Origin of the sequence: Kosakonia quasisacchari, from assembly GCF_004331415.1 — a bacterium.
Classification (GTDB): Bacteria; Pseudomonadota; Gammaproteobacteria; order Enterobacterales; family Enterobacteriaceae; genus Kosakonia; species Kosakonia quasisacchari.
Genome location: NZ_SJOP01000084.1, coordinates 1 through 449 on the forward strand (window position 1 = coordinate 1; position 449 = coordinate 449).

At 59.5% G+C, this 449-nt stretch carries 1 pseudogene; it reads right to left on the minus strand.

Going from position 1 to position 449, the window contains the following annotated elements:
* Positions 1 to 449, minus strand: a pseudogene (locus tag E0L21_RS24790) (RHS repeat protein); the annotation flags it as partial.

Below are 449 nucleotides of genomic sequence, written 5' to 3' on the forward strand. Positions count from 1 at the left end.
CCCCGGCAGATAAATCACCCGTTTTGTCTGCGTGGTGCTGCCGGTCAGTTGTGAGGTGATTTTGGCGATGCGCTGGCTGCTGGCGTCGTAACGGTAACTTTCATTGTCGTCCGCTGAGTCGTCGCGGGTGACGGGCGTGACCTGCTGTAATTCCTGGCGCGCCGTCCACAGCAGATTCTGCCCCGGCAGCAGCTGTTTCTGCTGACCGCCGGCGGTGAACAGCGCCTCCACATCCACCGGGTTTTCGGTGAGCGTACTGAGCACCGCGCGGTTGCTGCGGTCGGAGACGGTGATGCTGGTGGTGTAGTTATTACCGGACGCGGGTGCGCTGTGCTGAATTTTCGTCAGATTACCGGCGTTGTCGTAGGTATAAGTGCGGGAGTAGTTCGTGTAAGTGGCGTTATCGAAGGAGGTGAAATCAGGCCGGCTGCTGTTCTGCTGCACCGCAT